At 73.3% G+C, this 15,362-nt stretch carries 13 protein-coding genes and 1 riboswitch; of the genes, 7 read left to right on the top strand and 6 right to left on the bottom strand.

Annotated features, from left to right (window positions below):
- Positions 1-123: 123 nt before the first annotated feature.
- On the bottom strand, positions 124-597 hold the full coding sequence (locus tag DVA86_RS32600; RefSeq protein ID WP_425470952.1) for a hypothetical protein: 474 nt from the start codon (positions 595-597) through the stop codon (positions 124-126).
- Positions 594-2,063 carry a methyl-accepting chemotaxis protein gene (locus tag DVA86_RS32595; protein WP_208883695.1) on the bottom strand — a complete coding sequence of 490 codons (1,470 nt, stop codon included), beginning with the start codon at positions 2,061-2,063 and terminating at the stop codon, positions 594-596. Before DVA86_RS32595 ends, DVA86_RS32600 begins: the two co-directional genes overlap by 4 nt.
- Positions 2,064-2,303: 240 nt before the next feature.
- Here DVA86_RS32595 and DVA86_RS32590 point away from each other — a divergent pair, with 240 nt between their 5' ends.
- Genes DVA86_RS32590 through DVA86_RS32580 form a run of 3 tightly spaced genes read left to right on the top strand, consistent with a single transcriptional unit; the run spans position 2,304 to position 4,292 of the window.
- Positions 2,304-2,963, top strand: a complete 660-nt coding sequence (locus DVA86_RS32590; RefSeq protein ID WP_208883693.1) for a tellurium resistance protein — start codon at positions 2,304-2,306, stop codon at positions 2,961-2,963.
- Positions 2,964-2,984: 21 nt separating this feature from the next.
- On the top strand, positions 2,985-3,410 hold the full coding sequence (locus tag DVA86_RS36050) for a hypothetical protein (protein ID WP_281279368.1): 426 nt from the start codon (positions 2,985-2,987) through the stop codon (positions 3,408-3,410).
- Positions 3,411-3,428: 18 nt separating this feature from the next.
- Complete coding sequence (locus tag DVA86_RS32580; RefSeq protein ID WP_208883691.1) at positions 3,429-4,292, top strand: VC0807 family protein; 864 nt, start codon at positions 3,429-3,431, stop codon at positions 4,290-4,292.
- An 83-nt stretch (positions 4,293-4,375) separates the two neighbouring features.
- Here the strand turns inward: DVA86_RS32580 and DVA86_RS32575 are convergent, their stop codons facing one another.
- Positions 4,376-5,311: an alpha/beta fold hydrolase gene (locus tag DVA86_RS32575; RefSeq protein ID WP_208883689.1), complete on the bottom strand. Its 936-nt coding sequence runs from the start codon at positions 5,309-5,311 to the stop codon at positions 4,376-4,378.
- 142 nt (positions 5,312-5,453) lie between these two features.
- Between DVA86_RS32575 and DVA86_RS32570 the strand changes: the two genes are divergently transcribed.
- A complete protein-coding gene (locus DVA86_RS32570) occupies positions 5,454-7,463 on the top strand; it encodes an AfsR/SARP family transcriptional regulator (RefSeq protein ID WP_208885474.1) in 2,010 nt (669 codons plus the stop codon).
- Positions 7,464-7,484: 21 nt separating this feature from the next.
- On the opposite strand, the gene DVA86_RS32565 is transcribed toward DVA86_RS32570, so the two are convergent.
- The 3 genes from DVA86_RS32565 to DVA86_RS32555 are packed head-to-tail and all read right to left on the bottom strand — an operon-like array spanning position 7,485 to position 10,791.
- On the bottom strand, positions 7,485-8,267 hold the full coding sequence (locus tag DVA86_RS32565; RefSeq protein ID WP_208883688.1) for an NAD-dependent epimerase/dehydratase family protein: 783 nt from the start codon (positions 8,265-8,267) through the stop codon (positions 7,485-7,487).
- A 2-nt stretch (positions 8,268-8,269) separates the two neighbouring features.
- Positions 8,270-9,334 carry a Gfo/Idh/MocA family protein gene (locus DVA86_RS32560; RefSeq protein ID WP_245997433.1) on the bottom strand — a complete coding sequence of 355 codons (1,065 nt, stop codon included), beginning with the start codon at positions 9,332-9,334 and terminating at the stop codon, positions 8,270-8,272.
- The gene (locus DVA86_RS32555) at positions 9,331-10,791 is read right to left on the bottom strand and encodes an NDP-hexose 2,3-dehydratase family protein (protein ID WP_208883686.1); all 1,461 of its coding nucleotides are present in this window, start codon (positions 10,789-10,791) and stop codon (positions 9,331-9,333) included. The genes DVA86_RS32560 and DVA86_RS32555 overlap by 4 nt, the downstream gene beginning before the upstream one ends.
- A 479-nt stretch (positions 10,792-11,270) precedes the next feature.
- On the opposite strand from DVA86_RS32555, the gene DVA86_RS32550 reads away from it, so the two are divergent.
- The 3 genes from DVA86_RS32550 to DVA86_RS32540 all read left to right on the top strand — a co-directional run bounded on the left by DVA86_RS32550 (position 11,271) and on the right by DVA86_RS32540 (position 14,676).
- Positions 11,271-12,491: a macrolide family glycosyltransferase gene (locus tag DVA86_RS32550; RefSeq protein ID WP_208883685.1), complete on the top strand. Its 1,221-nt coding sequence runs from the start codon at positions 11,271-11,273 to the stop codon at positions 12,489-12,491.
- A 14-nt stretch (positions 12,492-12,505) separates the two neighbouring features.
- The gene (locus DVA86_RS32545; RefSeq protein WP_208883684.1) at positions 12,506-12,985 is read left to right on the top strand and encodes a nucleotide disphospho-sugar-binding domain-containing protein; all 480 of its coding nucleotides are present in this window, start codon (positions 12,506-12,508) and stop codon (positions 12,983-12,985) included.
- Positions 12,986-13,164: 179 nt separating this feature from the next.
- Entirely contained in the window at positions 13,165-14,676 is a 1,512-nt protein-coding gene (locus DVA86_RS32540) for a beta-ketoacyl synthase N-terminal-like domain-containing protein (protein WP_208883682.1), read from the top strand.
- Between the two features lie 524 nt (positions 14,677-15,200).
- Positions 15,201-15,276, top strand: a riboswitch (cobalamin riboswitch).
- Positions 15,277-15,362 lie beyond the last annotated feature (86 nt).

The following is a 15,362-nucleotide window of genomic DNA, read 5'->3' as shown; positions in this document are numbered from 1 at the left end:
TAAGGAGTTCGTCGTTCGGCGTTCGTTCTTCGTCTTGCGCGTGGTGCTCAGCAGGTGCGGTGCGTTCGGTTCGTTCGGTCTGTTCGGTGCAGTCGGTTCGTTCGGTCGTTCAGGGGCCGCGGGTCAGTGTGTGTAGAAGTAGATCTCCAGGTCGGCGTGGCCGACGGCGCCGCCCAGGTCCATGAAGTCGCGTGTGGTCGTTCCCTTGAACATGTCCGGCCGGGCCTCGTCCAGCAGCGAGTTGACCCGGTGCGCGTACGCGATGCCCGGTCCCGGGCTCGGGCTGCGGCCGAAGGTGAGCACGATGGCGGCCTCGCGCCCCTCGTACTTCTCCGTGACGTCCTTCAGCCGGTCGACGATCCCCTTGCGGTCCGAGGACTTCGCGCTCAGCGACACCTTCACCGGCTTGCGCTCCACCGCGCGCGGCCCGGTCTCCTTGGGGCTGGGGGTGGGCGTCGCCGACTTCTTGGGCTTCGCCTCCTCGGCCTTCACCGGGTCGCCCTGGTCCCCCATCGCGACGAGGGCGAGGACGAGCAGCATGTCCGCGAACAGCCAGCCCGCCAGATGCAGCGGGTTGAGCCGCAGGCGGGGCCTCACCGGGGCTCCGACATGCTGTCCGCACCGGCTCCGCTCTGGCCGCCGCTCTGGCCGCCGCTCTGGCCGCCGTTCTGGGCGCTCCGGCCGCTCTCGCCCTGGCCCCCGTTCCGGCCCGCGTCACCGCCCTGACCGCCGCCCTGCCCGCTGTTCTGACCGGGGACCTGCCCGCCGTACTGACCGCCGCCCTGGCCGCCGTTCTGGCCGGGGGCCTGCCCCCCGCTGCCGCCCCACCAGCGCGTACGCCACCAGCGGCCCGACGTCCGTTCACCGTACGGCGACTGGTCTCCCTGCCACTGCGCGTACGGATCGCCCGCGCCCGGTACCCCGCCCCGTTCGTGCAGCAGAGTGGCCAGCTCCGCGAACCGCTCCGCGCTGCCCCGCAGCGCCTCCGTCTGCTCGGCGAGCAGCCGGGCCGAGTCCTGGGACGCGGTGACCGCGTCCGCCGTCTGTGCCGCTATGCCCGCGATGCTGGTGAGCGCCTGCGTGTGGACGTCGGTGGCCACTTCGGTGCTGGTGGTGAAGGCGCGCTGGGAGGCGCCGAGGGTGCTCAGCGCGTCCTCGACGCGGTCGCCGGTCCGGTCGAGCTGCGTCTTGATCTCGCCGTTCGTCGAACGGACGTCGCCCAGCGTCCTGTTGAGTGACGTGCCGCTGTCCCGTACGGCCGCCTCGATGCGGCTGGCCGCCTCCTCCAGCGGCTTCACGGCGGAGGCGACGCTGGCCACCAGCCCCTGGACGCTGGCGAGCGCGGTGCTGACCTGTTCGGCGGCCTTGTCCATGCCCTCCTGTGCGGAGACGGATTTGGTGGTGAGCTTGTTCAGTGCGGAGGCGCCCTTGTTGAGGTCCGCGGCGAAGCGGGCCGGCGTCCCCATACGGTGCTCGTTGAGCTTGAGCTGCGCCCAGGTCAGGACCGGCACCATCTCGGCGAGGACGGCGTCCCGTTCGCGTTGGGCGTTCTCCTCGGCGCGCTCCGTACGGGCGCGGCGCGCTCCGTGCAGAAGCGCGCAGCCGAGCAGCAGGAGGATCGCGAACGACGCGGCTCCGGCCACGTGCCCGAAGGTGAACCAGCCCGACAGGTGCCCCTCGAAGCCGGTCTGCCAGAGCTGCAGAAAGGGCCGTGCGGCGTGCTTGGGCTCCTCGTCCGTCAGCGACTCGTACGCGGTGGAGGCCCGCGTCAGTCCGTACCAGGTGAAGAGGAGCGGCACGAACACGAGGCCGCCGAGGGCGGCTTCGAGGCCCTTCCAGTACGGCGGCTCGGCCGGTACGGGGGTGTGGACGCTCTCCGGACGTACGAAGGTGCTGTGCAGGTCGACCTCGGTCCACCGCTCCAGGTCCCCGTCCTTGTCTCCGGTCAGTGCGTCGGACAGTGCGGAGAGCTCCGCGCGGCGGGACTTCAGCGCGGGTTTGAGAGCGAGTTTCCGGACCTCGTTCCCGACGTCCTGACGCTTCGACTGGGCCCCGACGGGCATGCTGTGACCCCCTGTGAGATGCCTGGAGGCGATGAGCCTCGCACAGCCGGGCGGGGACCGCTCCCGAACTCGTGGGTATACCACCGCAGTTGGCGCCCAGGTGCGCGTTACCGATCGTAGCCCACGGGTCACAGAACCGGCATAGACTTCGCGGCGGGCGTGGGCTGCGCCGTTGTCGCCGCGCGCGCCGCAAACCGAAGGTGGCCTGCGCTGCGGCGGCGGGCGGAGCAGGGGGCAGCGGTGGTTCCTGACGACCGTACGCGCGGCGTGATTCGGCTCGGCGGGACGGGCAGCCCGTCCGGTGACCGTATGGAGGCACCGGGGGCGCCCCCCGGCGCACAAACGGGGCGCGGAGCGCTGCAGGCTCACCTCAACTGGCCCCCCGACGCGGGTGTGGACCTGGACCTCGGCTGCCTGGCGGAGTACGCGGACGGGAGCGTCACGGCGGTGCAGCCGCTCGGGGAGACGTTCGGTTCGCTCACGTCGTGGCCGTACGTCGTGCTGGACCAGGACGACCGTACCGGCGAGGAGCCGGACGGGCAGACGCTGCGGGTGAACCTCGCCCACCTGCGGGAGTTCCGGCGGCTGTTGTTCTACGTGACCATCTACGAGGGCGCCCCGGACTTCCGCCGGCTGCGTGCCGCGCTGACCGTCTCCGCGCCGTCCTCCGGCAGCCGGACGATCGCGCTCGACGACTCACCGGGCGGCGCGACGGCGTGCGCGGTGGCGATGGCGCGCGTGGAAGCGGGCGAGCTGTCGGTGGAGCGCGAGATGCGCTGGTTCACGCCCTCCCCGATGGTGTCGGACCAGGAACAGCTGGACCGCGCGTACGAGTTCGGCATCGAGTGGGTGCCCGCGACGAAGCGCCCGCGGCCGGGGCGCGAGGCGCCGCGCGGCTGAGGCGGGGCGTGCGGGGTGGGGGTGGGGCTGGGGAGGCTCGGGCCGGGCCTCGGGTGGATCAACGGCTGGCGGCCGGACTCCGACCGGGGGCTGCGTGAGCAGACGGACGGGTGGGACGAGTTCGGCGGCGTGGCGCGCGTGCCGGAGGGCCTCGCGTGCCCCGGCCGTGGCGTGCCGCCCCGGCCGGAGGGCCGGGGTGCGGCGTCGGCAGGCCCGTCAGAACGTGGTGAGCAGGCCCGCGAGGAACGCCACCGTCTTGGCGGGCGCGTCGGCCGTGGCGCACAGCCGGTCCATCAGCGCACCGCCGAAGCACTGCCCATCGACCCCTACGCCGACTCCCGCCGCACCGGCTCCTTCCTCCTCATCGACCCCGCCGACGGCACCACCCTCACCGCCGGCATGGCCGGCAACGCCTTCGCCGAACCCCTCACCCGGCCCCACTCCTGACCTAAGGAACAGATCTCGATGCCTGTTGCCCCACGAAGCACGCACGAGCCCGAGCACGCGCCGCCACCGCCCGCCGAGCCCGAAGGCCGGACAGAGGACCAGCCGGAGACCGAGGGCGGGCCCGGGGCGAAGAACGCCTCCCGGGGCGAGTTCGCCGTCACCCTGCTCTGCGACCTCGTCCTGCCCATGGGCCTGTTCTACGTGTTCCGCGCCGCCGGCCTGGGCCAGCTGCCCTCCCTGCTGCTGAGCGCCGCGCCGCCCGCGCTGCACACGCTCTACTCGATGACCAAGCACCGCAGGGTCGACACGCTGGGCGTGTTCGTCCTCGGCATCGTCGTGCTCAGCGCCTCCGTCTCGGCGATATCCGGCGACCCGCGCGCCGTCCTCGTACGCGGCGCGGTGCTCACCGGTCTGATATCCCTGTGGATCCTCTCCACGATCTGGCTCGCCCGGCCGTTCGTCTTCCGCGCCCTGGAGGCGCTCCTTCCCGGCAAGCGCGCCAAGCTGGACCAACTGTGGCGTGAGGACGCCGCGTTCCGTCGCATCTGGCAGCGCCTGACGGTGCTGTGGGGCTGCGGCCTGCTGGCGGACGCGGTGATCCGCCTGGTGATGGCGTACACCCTGCCCGTCGACACCGTGCCCGCGCTGGAGGGCATCCTGTACGCCGTGACCTGGTGCCTGCTGCAGCTCATCACGCAGCTGTCGCTGAGCCGCAGCGGCACGTTCCGCAAGATCTTCGGCGACAAGCACAGCCCGTTCGCCCGCTTCCGCAAGAAGGACGGCAAGGACGGCGCGGACGGCGAGACCCAGCCCGCCGCACCGGACGCCGAGCCGCGTACGGAGGAGCACGTGGGCGCTGCGTCCTCGGGCGGCTCGCGGTAGGCCCGTACGAGTCGGCCGTACGAGTCGGCCGTACGACCGGTCCGTACGGCTCGGCCGTACGGACCCCCCGTACGAGTCGGCGGTCAGCGGCCGAGGAGGACGCGGAGCGCCGCGCTGATCTGCCGCGGTGACTCCTCCGCCATGAAGTGGCCGCAGGTGACCGTCGAGTGGTGCAGGTCCGGGGCCCAGGCCCGCCACAGGGCCGCCGCGTCGAAGCCGAGGGCCGCGCCCCAGTCCTGCTGGAGTACGGCGACGGGCATGCGCAGTAGGCGGCCGGCCTCCCGGTCGGCGCGGTCGTGGTCGGCGTCGATGCCGGCCGAGGCGCGGTAGTCGGCCACGATGGAGGGCACGGCCGCGCGGCAGGCGGCCAGGTAGGCGGCGCGTACGTCGGCGGGGACGGCCTTCGGGCCGCCGGCCCAGAGGTCGAGGAAGTGGCCGAAGAACGCGTCCGGTTCGGCGCCGATCAGCCGCTCCGGCAGTCCGGGCGGCTGGGCCATCAGATACAGGTGGAAGCCGACGGCCGCGGTGACGCCGTGCAGCGCGTCCCACATGTCGAGGGTTGGGAGTACGTCCAGGCAGGCCAGGTGCGTGATGGCGTCCGGGTGGTCGAGCCCGGCGCGGAACGCGACGAGGGCGCCGCGGTCGTGCCCGGCCAGCGCGAAGCGCTCGTGGCCCAGGGCGCGCGCCAGGGCGACGGTGTCGGCGGCCATGGTGCGCTTGGAGTACGCGTACGTGCCGTCGGCACCGCCGTGCTCCGCGGGCTTGTCGCTGGCGCCGTAGCCGCGCAGGTCGGGGCAGATCACGGTGTGGTCCGCCGCGAGGTCCGCGGCGACGTGCCGCCACATCAGGTGCGTCTGCGGGAAGCCGTGCAGCAGGACGACGGGGCTTCCCGTGCCGGCGACGGCCGCGTTGAGCGACACTCCGTCGGCGACCGGGACGCGGTGGTACGTGAAGCCGGCGGTGTCCGGAGCGGCGTCCGAGCAGTCGGCGAACCGGGGGCCGGCGAGGGCAGGCGGCATCTTCCGCCCCTTTCCGTTGGTGGTGGCGGGCAACGTGCAGCCAGCCTCCCCGGCGCGGATGAGCAGCGGATGAGCAGCGCGCGCGTGCACGCTACCGTGGCCCGTGACCAGGGGCGCCGTCCCCGGGAAGGCGGTCGAGGGCATGGTCACGTTCGGCGTGCTGGGGCCGGTCGCGGCCTGGGACGCCGCCGCGGACGCGATCGCGCTGAAGGGCCCGCGGCACCGCGCGGTGCTGGCCCGGCTGATCGCCGCCCGCCGCCGCGTCGTCCCGGTCGGACTCCTGGTCGAGGACCTGTGGGCGGGTGATCCGCCGCCGGGCGCGGTGAACGCCGTACGTACCTTCGTGGCCGCGCTGCGGCGCGCGCTCGAACCGGAGCGCGCGCCCCGTACGCCGGCCCGGCTGCTCGTGACCGAGGGCCCCGGGTACGCGCTGCGCGCCGGGCGGGACGCGGTGGACGCCTGGCGCTTCGAGGACGCGGTGGCCGAGGCCGCGGCGCTGCCGCCCGTACGCGCGCTCGCGCGGCTGGAGGAGGCGCTGGGGTGGTGGCGGGGGCCCGCGTACGCCGAGTTCGCGGAGGAGGCGTGGGCGCGCGCGGAACGGTCCCGGCTGGGCGAGCTGCGGCTCCAGGCCGTGGAGCGGCTGGCCGGGGCGCGGCTCGCGCTCGGCCGTACCGCCGAGGCGGTGCCGGACCTCGACGCACACGTGGCCGAGCACCCGTGGCGCGAGGACGCCTGGCGGCTGCTGGCCCTCGCGCTGTACCGCACGGGCCGCCAGGGCGACGCGCTCGCGGTGCTGCGCCGGGCCCGTACACTCCTGGCCGAGCAGCTGGGCCTGGACCCGGGCCCGGAACTGCGCCGCCTGGAGAACGACATCCTGCGCCGCGCGGACCACCTGGACGCCCGGCAGCCGGGCGCCGCCACGGAGCCCGAGCGCGTGTGGTCCGCGGCGGCCTCCGCGTACGACCGGACCGTGGCCTCCGGCGCACGTGCCCGCCTCGAATCGACCGTCGGGCTGCTCCGCAGCCTCGCCGTGACCGGGGGCGGCGGCGGGCTGCTGGAGTCGCGGCGGCAGCGCGTGGCGGCGGTCGGGGCGGCAGAGGAGTTGGGCGACGCCGAGCTGACGGCGCGGGTGATCGGCGCGTACGACGTACCGGCGGTGTGGACCCGCGCGGACGACCCGGAGCAGGCGGCGCGGATCGTCGCGGCGGCCCGGCGCACACTGGCCGACCTCCCGCCCGGTACGCACGAGGCGGCGCGGGCGCGGCTGCTGGCGACGGTCGCGGTGGAGTCACGGGGCATGCCCGCATACGAGGACGAGGACGAGGACCAGGCCGGGTCCGCGGACGGGCCGGGGGCCGCCGCCCGCGAGTCCGAGCGGATCGCGCGCCGCCTGGACGACCCGGCGCTGCTGGCGTTCGCGCTGAACGGCACGTTCATGCAGACGTTCCACCGCGCGGGCCTTGCGCCCGAACGGGACGCGATCGGCGCCGAACTCGTCGCCCTCTCCGCCCGGAACGGCCTCACCACGTACGAGGTGCTCGGCCACCTCGTACGGCTACAGGCCCGCTCCGCCCTCGCGGACTTCGCCTCGGCCGACCGGCACGCGGCGGACGCGGACCGGCTCGCCGAACGCCACGAGCTGCCGCTGGTGGGCGTGTTCACCCGGTGGTACGGGGCGCTGCGGCTGGCCGCCGCCGAGGACACGCCGCTGCCCGCGGCGGAGGCCGCCTACCGGGACGCCGCCGCACTGCTGGACGGCGCCGGCATGCCCGGACTGGAACGCGGCCTGCTGCCGCTCGCCCTGCTGTGCCTCCGCTTGCGGCACGGGCTGCCCGCGCAGACCGGGCATCGGACCGGTGAAGAGACCGACTGGGGACCGTACGAGCCCTGGGCCCGCCCCCACGTCCTGCTCGCCCGTGACCGCCGCACCGAGGCCGCGGCGGCGCTGCGTACGCTGCCGGAGCCGCCGCGCGACCTGCTGTACGAGGCGATGTGGTGCCTCGCCGTACGGGCGGCGCGCGAGGTCGGGGACGAGGCGACGCTGCGCCGCGCGCACGCCGAACTCGCCCCGGCGGCCGGTGAGCTGGCCGGAGCGGGCAGCGGTCTGCTCACCCTGGGCCCGGTCGCGGACCACCTGCCGCCCGGCCCCTGATCCGGTGGCCGGGCGCGGCCGTCACCCCGGCGCCGCGTACTGCTGCCCCGTCGCGTACAGCGGGACGTACGCGTCCAGCACGCGGTCCAGATACGCGCCGGGCGGCCCCGACCCGGCGGTGAAGTCCGGGACCAGCTTGCGCAGTCGCGCGGTGGAGACCGGCGTACGGGAGGGCGCGCCGTGGCCGGGCACGCGGGTGCGTTCCACCGACGTGCCGAGCCGCTTCTCGATGCCGTCGATGATGTCCTCGACCGACTCGGGCCGTCCGGAGACCACGTTCAGCGTCTCGCCGGTGACCCCGTCCGTCAGCAGCCGGTCCAGGGCGTGCAGCAGGTCGTACACGTCGACCAGGTCGCGGTACACGCCGTCGTAGACGGTCACTTCACCGGACTCGATCTGCCGCACGAGCGCGGGCAGCAGCTGGTGCGCCCGCTGGCGCGGCCCGATCAGATGGCTGAGCCGCAGGATCAGATGGTCCGCGCCCGAGGAGCGTACGCACGACTCCAGGGCCAGCTTGTGGCGGCCGTACACGCTGGGCGGGAACACCGGGTCGGTCTCCGCCGCCGGGGCCTCCGGCGCGCCGTACATCGCGAACGACGCCGTGGAGAAGAACACCACCGTGCGCCGCTCGCGGCAGCTCTCCCGCAGCACCTCGTACAGCAGGTGCGCCTCGCGGTCGAACTCCTCGGCCACGGCGACCGAGGTGCTGGACACCCCTGCCGCGATCGCCGTGACCCGGGGGAAGCGCCCGTCGAAAGCCTCGCGCAGATGGCTCGCGACGAAGCCGTTTCCCACGATCCGCATCGTCACCCCTCGCCCGTCACGCGCGCGTCGCCCGTCACGCGTACGGCCAGCTTGCGCACCTGGTCGACCAGCTCCATCGTCTCGAGCGCCGCCGCACGCCAGGCGGTCTCCGCCGGGTCGGCGGCGGCGCCGCCCTCCGTACGCGCGGCACGGGCGACGGCCGCCGCGAACCCGGCGAGCCCGTGGGCGAGTTGGTCCGACGGCGGCAGCGTGAACCGCTCGCCGTGGTCCTGCTCCTCCAGCACCAGCACCGGCTGGTACGTGGGCGGCGCGGTGAACGCGCGGTCGACGGACAGCCGCGCCTGGCTGCCCCACAGGGTGTACGACTGGCCGTAGGTGTGCTCGAAGCCGAAGTCGACCGTGACCAGCACCCCGCTCTCCGAGGCCAGCGTCGCCTGCCCGGACAGGTCCAGCCCGTCGGACTCCCGTACGCGCAGGGTCGCGCCCGCCACCGTGAGGCGCTCCCCGAGGATGAGCTGCGCGGCCCGCAGCGGGTACACGCCCACGTCCAGCAGTGCGCCGCCGCCCAGCGCCTCGTCGTACCGGATGTCGCCCTCGCGCAGCGGCGGGATGCAGAACGAGCCGTGGAACGAGCGCAGCGTGCCCAGCCTGCCGTCCGCGACCATGCCGCGTACGTGCTCGTGCTGCGGGTGGTGCAGGAACATGAAGTTCTCGCGGAGCACCAGGCCGCGCTCCTCGGCGAGCCGTACGAGGTCGCCGACCTCCACCGCCGAGATGCCCGCGGGCTTCTCGACCAGGACGTGCTTGCCGGCGCGCAGGGCGCGTTCGGCCCAGGGCACGTGCAGCGAGGTGGGGACGGAGACGTACACGGCGTCGATGTCGTCGCGCTGCAGCAGCCCGTCGTACGTGTCCGCCGCGCAGCCGAAGCGGTCCGCGAACTCGCGCGTGCGCTGCGCGTCGCGTCCGGCGACCGCCGTCAGCTCCACCGCGTCGCTCGCCGCCATCGCGGGCAGCGCGCGGCGCATGGCGATGGCGGACGTGCCCAGCGCGCCGAAGCGGACGGGGGCCTCCGCTGCGGGCGCCGCGCCCGCGCCCGCGGGGCTCACCGTACGCTCCGCAGCGCCGCGACCAGCGTCCTGGCCTGGACGTTCAGCTGGCTGCTGTACTTGAGGAGCTCTCCCAGCTGCGTCACGCTCATCCAACGGAACTCCTCGTGGCCCGGGCGGAGTCCGTCCTCTGTCTCCAGGACGTCGTCCGCGACCTCAGTGATCACATAACGGCACTCGGCGTGGTGGAACCGGCCGCCCTCCTCCGACAGCACGGAGTCGAACAGCGCCTGCTCCGTGCTGCGTTCCAGCAGCTCCTCCTGGAACGGCGGGCGGTCCTCCGCCGGGAGATGAGCGTAGTTGCCCGGAGTGCCCTGCACCGTCGGGGCCAGCTCCGCGATGTCCAGCAGGCCAGGCTCGACGCGCGCCCGCATCAGCGCGTGCAGCACCCCGTCGATGTGCCGCACCAGCAGACCGGCCAGCCCGACGCCGCTCGGGTGCAGCAGCGGCTGCGACCAGGCCGGGACCTCGCGGCGGCCGGAGCTGACGTCGACCGCGATGATGCTGAAGTACCGGCCGCGCTCGTGCTCGATCCGGTCGTCCCAGCGCTCCCAGCCGGTCACGTCGTTCAGCGGCAGCGCGGTCGTGATGATCTCGTGCTCGATGCGGCGCTGCGTGAGCCAGCTGCGTACCTCGGTGTCGCTGTGCAGGGACATCGCGCTGTGCAGGGACGTCGCGGGGGCACCGTCGGACACCTCGCCGGTGACGGCGGGCTGCCAGTCGGGAAGGCAGGACAGGACGGTACGGGCGTCCATGTTCACCAGGTTGTCGAAGCCGAGGAGGGCGTTCACCTGGCCGAGGGTCAGCCAGCAGAAGTCCTCGCCCGCCTCCACCTCCGGGCCCACCTCGACCACCATGTTCCGGTTCCGCTTGCGGTAGAACCAGGTGCCCTGCTCCGACTGCAGCGAGTCCGCGAGCACGCTGCCCGGCGCCGGCCGGTGGAACGACTCCAGATACTTCACGGCGGAACCGCCGTGCACCCGCGAGTAGTTGCTCTTGGTGGCCTGGATCGTGGGGGACAGCTGCACGCCGTTGATGTTGCCCGGCTCGGACTTCGCCTGCATCAGCAGGTGCAGCACGCCGTCGATCTCCCGTACGGCGATGCCGAGGATGCCGAACTCCGGCTGGTTGATGATCGGCTGCTCCCACTCCGGGACCGGCCCGAAGTCCGACCGTACGCGGAGGCCGTGCACCGTGAAAAACCGTCCGCTGCGGTGCTGGAGGTTGCCCGTGGCCTGGTCGAAGCCCCAGCCGGACAGCTCGCTGAATGGAATGCGCCGGACCTGCTGCGGCTGCTCGCGCCGCCGCTCGTCGAACCACTCGAAGAACGCGGCGTTGCTCATGGCCACGCCGTCCGTGGCCGCCGCGGAGACGGCTAGCCGGGCCGCGGGCTCGCCGCCGGTGCCGCTCCCGGTGCCGGAACCGCGTGACGTCAGCGCCGCGCTGGCCTTGTGCATGTTTCGCCTCTCCCGTACTGATCCCTGATGCCGTACCGATCCCACTGCGACTCCCACTGCGACCGGGTCGCTCACTGCCCTTGCAGCCTGCCCGGCGGGCTTCCGGGATCTGCCTAGACTTTTGCCTCAGGGGCCAGCCTTACGAAAACCCAGCCCGTCCGGCGATTGAGGACGGACAGGAGCGGCCACGGCGTCACACTTGGCCACTTCCGTGTGGTCTCTAAGAGATACGTAGGGCCAACGGCCTGGTGGCGCACCTCGCGATCGTCGTGGCTGAGGGCCGTCCTCAAACGCCGGACGGGCTGGATTGTGGCCGCTCCGGGCCGTGGTGAGGCGCGGGAGCGACAGGGGTCGTTTCGGGAATCACCTAGATCCCGCCGGACACCCACCGGCCCCGCCCGCTTCCCCTTTTACCGTGAGGGCCCCGGCCCGTGCGGACACCCCGTACGGACACGGGGCGAACGCGGGAGGCGCACAGCATGAGTCACTTGGCAATCTTCGTGGTTCCGGGCTACGGCCACGTCGGCCCCACGATCGAACTCACCAGGGAGCTCGTCGGACGCGGGCACCGGGTCACGTACGTCATCGACGAGGGGTACGCCGGGCTCGTGGCCGAAGCCGGGGCCCACACCGTCACGTACCGGTCGAGCCGCGGCCGGCTCGCCGGGCAGAAGAGCTTCGAGGGCGCCGACATGGCCGCGCTCTTCGCCGACTTCTTCACCGACGGCGCCGAGACCGTGCTGCCGCTGGCCGAGTCCGCGCTCGCCGACGACAAGCCGGACCTCATCCTCTACGACTTCGGCGCCTTCCCCGCCGCCCGCATGCTCGCCCGGAACTGGTCCGTGCCGACCGTGCAGCTGTTCCCGCAGATCGCGTCCAACGACGAGTTCTCCCTGTTCGGCAGCCCGGACGCGGCGATCCAGGTCGACGAGGCCGCCATGGCGGAGTTCGGCCGCGGCTACGCCGCGCTGCTCGGCATGGCGAACGCCAACGGTCTGACCGAGGCGGACATGCCGTCTTTCGCCGCCGCGTACGACGACCGGAACCTCGTCTTCCTGACGCGTTCGTTCCAGCCGAAGGGCGAGACGTTCGACGAGCGCTTCGTGTTCGTCGGCCCCTGCTTCGCGGCCGGTGCCGACGACGGCACCGTGCCCGGCGCCTGGCAGCCGCCGCAGAACGACAGCAAGGTGCTGCTGGCGTCCATGGGCACGGAGTCCAACGAACAGGCCGAGTTCTTCCGCTCGTTCGGCGAGGCGTTCAAGGACGACGAGTGGCACGTCGTCCTCACCCTCGGCAAGGGCGCCGACGCGGCCGAACTGGGCCTCGCCGACCACCTGGAGGCGCACAGCTTCCTGCCGCACCCGCAGGTGCTGCCGCACGCGGAGGTGCTCGTCACGCACGGCGGGCCGGGCAGCGTCACCGAGGCGCTGCACTACGGCACGCCGATGGTGATCGTCCCGCAGACCCCCGAGACCCGGTTCAACGCGCAGCACGTCACCGAACTCGGCCTCGGCACCGCCATCCTGCCGGAGGACCTGACCGCGCACGGGCTGCGCGCGGCCGTGGACGAGCTGGCCAAGGACACCCGGGTGCGGGACAACGTCGCCCGCGTGAGCCAGGAGTCCCGTGACTCGGGCGGTGCCATACGGGCCGCCGAGGTGCTGGAAGGGTGGTTGGCGGCCCTGCCCGACGCGCGGTGAGCCACCCGGCGGTCTTGCCGCTCACCGATTTCGGCCATGCGAAGCCGGCGGTCGAGGTCGCCGCCGAACTCGTACGGCGCGGGCACCGCGTCACCCAGGTCGTGGACGAGCGGTACGCCGGCCTCGCCGCCGAGGCCGGCGCCCGCGTCGTCACGTACCGGTCGCGGCGCCGCAGGCTCGGCGGCCACGAGCTGTCCGCCGCCGACATGGGCAGCATGATGCAGGCGCTGGCCCACCGGACGCCCCTGGTGGCGGTCCCGCAGGCCCCCGAAAACCGCTTCAACGCGCGCCGCGTGACCGAGCTCGGCCTCGGCCGCACCCTGCCGCGCGGCGAGCTGATGGCGCACGCGCTGCGCGCGGTGGTCGACGAGGTGGCGAACGACGCAGGTGTACGCGACAACGCGGTCCGTATGTCCGGTCCTGTCCGGGCGGCGGGCGGCGCCGACCGCGCCGCCGACGTGCTGGAGGGGTGGTTCGGGCAGCGGCCCAACTGACCGCTGCGGGCGGCGTATTCCCAGTTCATCGGGGCTGGACTGGCCGGGGGCCAGCCACTGGAAATTCCCCTAGTGCTGGGCGCTCGGGACAGGTTACCCGCAGTCCGCTGTGGAACTCTGGGCGCGGTTGTGAGGCTCCACTACGGGTGACTTGGTTGTTTGGAGTGCGATAGATGAACATGTCGGAAACTGCAGGCACCGGAACCCCCCTCACGCAGCACGACATCCCGCAGGACGGCCCCGACCAGCAGCAGAGCCCCGACCACCAGGCCCATGACCACGGCCCGCAGCACCGCGAGCCCATCGCGATCATCGGGCTCGCCTGCCGCCTCCCCGGCGCCGACAGCCCCGAAGCACTCTGGGACCTGCTGACCGACGGCCGCAGCGCCATCACCGACGTGCCCGAGGACCGTTGGGACGCCGACTTCTACCGGGACGCGGCAGTGGCGCCCGACGGGCGGCCCGTACCCGCGCGCGGCGGCTTCATCGATCACGTCACCGACTTCGACCCCGCCTTCTTCGGCCTCTCGCCCCGCGAGGCCGTCGCCATGGACCCGCAGCAGCGCCTCGCACTCGAACTCGGCTGGGAGGCCGTCGAGAACGCCCGCCTCAACCCCGACGCGCTGCGCGGCGAACGCGGCGGCGTCTTCGTCGGCGCGACCGTCGAGGACTACGCCGCCCTGGTGCACCAGTACGGCGAGACCGCGATCGGGCACCACACCATGACCGGCCTCAACCGCGGCCTCATCGCCAACCGCGTCTCGTACGCCCTCGGGCTGCGCGGCCCCAGCATGACCGTCGACACCGCGCAGTCCTCGTCCCTCGTCGCCGTGCAGAACGCCTGCGACAGCCTCCGCGCGGGCGACTGCGACGTGGCGCTCGCCGGCGGCGTGCACCTCAACCTCGTACCCGAGAGCACCGTCGCCGCCGCCCGGTTCGGCGCCCTCAGCCCCGACGGGCTCTGCTACACGTTCGACGAGCGCGCCAACGGCTTCGTACGCGGCGAGGGCGGCGGCGTCCTCGTCCTCAAGCCGCTCTCGCGCGCGCGAGCCGACGGCGACCGCATCCGCGGCGTGATCCGCGGAGGTGCCGTCAACAACGACGGCACCGGCGACAGCCTCGTCAGCCCCGACGCCGGCGCGCAGGAGGACGTCCTGCGACGCGCCTGCGCACGCGCGGGCGTGGACCCGGCCGACATCGACTACGTCGAGCTGCACGGCCCCGGCACCCCCGCCGGCGACCCCGTGGAGGCCGCCGCGCTCGGCGCGGCCCTCGGCACGGCGGCCGGGCGGCGCGCGCCGCTGCGGGTCGGCTCGGTCAAGACCAACGTCGGCCACCTGGAGGGCGCCTCCGGAATCGCCGGCCTGCTCAAGACGGTGCTGTGCGTCGAGCACGGCACGCTCGTGCCCAGCCTGAACTACTCCCGCCCGAACCCCCGTATCTCCCTGGACGAGCTCAACCTGCGCGTACAGCAGGACGCCGCACCGTGGGAGCGGGACGGCGAACGGCCGCGCACGGCGGGCGTCTCGTCCTTCGGCATGGGCGGTACGAATGCGCATTTGATTGTTGAGGAGCCGCCGGTGGTGGGGGTGGAGGCTGTTGGGGTCTCTGCTTCTGGTGGGGTGGTTCCGTGGGTGTTGTCGGCGCGTTCGGGGGAGGCGTTGCGGGCCTTTTCAGCACCGATCCTCTAGCTTGTCTATCGTGCGTTCGTGTTTCCGACAGGGACAGAGGCCAGGGGGCTTGCGACGTAGGCCTTGGTGGGCAGCGGCGAATGCGTAGAAGAGACAGGGGGGGGGGGCGGGACGGCGGCGGACATGGCGGCGAGCATACCGACCACGTCCGGAACCGTACGCTCCGCATCTTCCCCGCGAAGCGGGCCCTGCTCCCCACCAAGCGCGGGCACCCCCTCAAGCCCGTCCGGCGTTTGAGGACGGCCCTCGGCCGACGAGTGGCGGTGGATGGCCATGGGCGGTGAGTCGCTGTGGGGGTGGGGGTGGCCACTGGGAGATGGGTCACGTTCTGGGCTGTCTGCGGTCCGGCGTTGGCGGGGGTCCGTCCTCAATCGCCGGACGGGCTTGAGCGGGTGGCCGAGCGCCGTGGATGGGCGAGGGCCGGGCACCTGGGTGGCACGGCCGCGGACGGAAGGGCCGGGGCGGCCGCTACTATGCTCACGGCGGGCCGATCGGCCCGTCATCGCCAGAGACGGCGACAAGGGGAGGAAGCCCGGTGAGAATCCGGCGCGGTCCCGCCACTGTGAGCCCGGCGCAGTCAGCCGGGTGAGCCAGGAACTCCCTTCCCCACGCTCTCGGCTTCGCCGGAGCTGGGGAGACCCCACTCGTTACCGCCCGGGGCGCGGACACCCCGAGGAAGGCCAGAC

The organism is Streptomyces armeniacus (assembly GCF_003355155.1).
Classification (GTDB): Bacteria; Actinomycetota; Actinomycetes; order Streptomycetales; family Streptomycetaceae; genus Streptomyces; species Streptomyces armeniacus.
This window is presented reverse-complemented; position numbering and strand designations above follow the sequence as displayed.

What these genes read in the sequence shown, in the direction of transcription:
- DVA86_RS32565 (WP_208883688.1), bottom strand. Translation starts at nt 8,267, where the DNA reads ATGCGGATCGTGGGAAACGGCTTCGTCGCGAGCCATCTGCGCGAGGCT.
- DVA86_RS32570 (WP_208885474.1), top strand. Translation starts at nt 5,454, where the DNA reads ATGGTCACGTTCGGCGTGCTGGGGCCGGTCGCGGCCTGGGACGCCGCC.
- DVA86_RS32580 (WP_208883691.1), top strand. Translation starts at nt 3,429, where the DNA reads ATGCCTGTTGCCCCACGAAGCACGCACGAGCCCGAGCACGCGCCGCCA.
- DVA86_RS32575 (WP_208883689.1), bottom strand. Translation starts at nt 5,311, where the DNA reads ATGCCGCCTGCCCTCGCCGGCCCCCGGTTCGCCGACTGCTCGGACGCC.
- DVA86_RS32595 (WP_208883695.1), bottom strand. Translation starts at nt 2,063, where the DNA reads ATGCCCGTCGGGGCCCAGTCGAAGCGTCAGGACGTCGGGAACGAGGTC.
- DVA86_RS32550 (WP_208883685.1), top strand. Translation starts at nt 11,271, where the DNA reads ATGAGTCACTTGGCAATCTTCGTGGTTCCGGGCTACGGCCACGTCGGC.
- DVA86_RS32540 (WP_208883682.1), top strand. Translation starts at nt 13,165, where the DNA reads ATGTCGGAAACTGCAGGCACCGGAACCCCCCTCACGCAGCACGACATC.
- DVA86_RS32555 (WP_208883686.1), bottom strand. Translation starts at nt 10,791, where the DNA reads ATGCACAAGGCCAGCGCGGCGCTGACGTCACGCGGTTCCGGCACCGGG.